We start from the raw sequence: 1292 nt of genomic DNA, 5'->3' as shown, positions 1-1292 counted from the left end.
TCCTGAGCCAGGATCAAACTCTCCGATAAAAGTTTGAATAGCTCTTTAAAATAAATCTAGAATTAACGTTGACGTATTGTCTTGTTTTGTTCAGTTTTCAAGGTTCAATGTGTAAGTGCTTCGTTTGAAGCGACTTGATAATCATATCATTTCCACTGGTTGAGTGTCAATAACTTTTTATAAAAACTTTTTGGTGGAGCCTAGCGGGATCGAACCGCTGACCTCCTGCGTGCAAAGCAGGCGCTCTCCCAGCTGAGCTAAGGCCCCAAAAGAAGTGGTCGGGAAGACAGGATTCGAACCTGCGACCCCTTGGTCCCAAACCAAGTGCTCTACCAAGCTGAGCTACTTCCCGATATATATGGCGCGCCCGAGAGGAGTCGAACCCCTAACCTTTTGATCCGTAGTCAAACGCTCTATCCAATTGAGCTACGGGCGCAAAGTAAATTCTTTAATAGTAAAGTACGGAAAGATATTTTGCTGAAGCAAATTAATGATAATTATTTTGCTGGCGCAAAAAATTCTGGTGCCGAGGACCGGAATCGAACCGGTACGGTAGTCACCTACCGCAGGATTTTAAGTCCTGTGCGTCTGCCAGTTCCGCCACCCCGGCTAGTTTGGAGCGGAAGACGGGATTCGAACCCGCGACCCCCACCTTGGCAAGGTGGTGTTCTACCACTGAACTACTTCCGCGCAAGTATTGGTGCGGGTGAAGGGACTTGAACCCCCACGCCTTGCGGCGCCAGATCCTAAGTCTGGTGCGTCTGCCAATTCCGCCACACCCGCATATTCTATTCATTTTCACATTAGAGAAAATGAAGGTAAGATATTTTGCCTCGGCAAAAATATTTGGTGAGCCATGAAGGATTCGAACCTTCGACCCTCTGATTAAAAGTCAGATGCTCTACCAACTGAGCTAATGGCTCCTGAAATTAAAAAAAGACACAAAATAAAAAACCAATGGTGCCGGCAAGAGGACTTGAACCCCCAACCTACTGATTACAAGTCAGTTGCTCTACCAGTTGAGCTACACCGGCATAGGTAGAAAATTTGCTTGGGCAAATTGAATGAAGTTAATTTTACTTTCGTAAAAAAACATGGTGGAGGATGACGGGATCGAACCGCCGACCCTCTGCTTGTAAGGCAGATGCTCTCCCAGCTGAGCTAATCCTCCGAAATATGTATCGCCTGGCGACGTCCTACTCTCACAGGGGGAGATCCCCCAACTACCATCGGCGCTGAAGAGCTTAACTTCCGTGTTCGGCATGGGAACGGGTGTGACCTCTTCGCCATTA

Annotated in this window: 9 tRNA genes and 1 rRNA gene; all 10 read right to left on the bottom strand. The window is 47.4% G+C overall.

Annotated elements, in window-relative coordinates:
• Positions 1–191: 191 nt before the first annotated feature.
• Positions 192–267, bottom strand: a tRNA-Ala gene (locus tag V8G47_RS20765).
• A gap of 8 nt (positions 268–275) precedes the next feature.
• A tRNA-Pro gene (locus V8G47_RS20760) sits at positions 276–352 on the bottom strand.
• A 7-nt stretch (positions 353–359) separates the two neighbouring features.
• Positions 360–436, bottom strand: a tRNA-Arg gene (locus V8G47_RS20755).
• Positions 437–521: 85 nt separating this feature from the next.
• Positions 522–610: transfer RNA gene (locus tag V8G47_RS20750), tRNA-Leu, on the bottom strand.
• A 5-nt stretch (positions 611–615) separates the two neighbouring features.
• Positions 616–690, bottom strand: a tRNA-Gly gene (locus V8G47_RS20745).
• An 8-nt stretch (positions 691–698) separates the two neighbouring features.
• Positions 699–783: transfer RNA gene (locus V8G47_RS20740), tRNA-Leu, on the bottom strand.
• A 64-nt stretch (positions 784–847) separates the two neighbouring features.
• Positions 848–923, bottom strand: a tRNA-Lys gene (locus V8G47_RS20735).
• Positions 924–958: 35 nt separating this feature from the next.
• Positions 959–1034: transfer RNA gene (locus V8G47_RS20730), tRNA-Thr, on the bottom strand.
• A gap of 61 nt (positions 1035–1095) precedes the next feature.
• Positions 1096–1171, bottom strand: a tRNA-Val gene (locus V8G47_RS20725).
• Positions 1172–1183: 12 nt separating this feature from the next.
• Positions 1184–1292, bottom strand: a 5S ribosomal RNA gene (rrf, locus tag V8G47_RS20720); the annotation flags it as partial.

It is taken from the genome of Rossellomorea sp. LJF3, from assembly GCF_037046045.1.
Taxonomy (GTDB): domain Bacteria; phylum Bacillota; class Bacilli; order Bacillales; family Bacillaceae_B; genus Rossellomorea.
The sequence above is the reverse complement of the archived record's forward strand: the minus strand, read 5'-3'. Positions and strand labels throughout refer to the sequence as shown.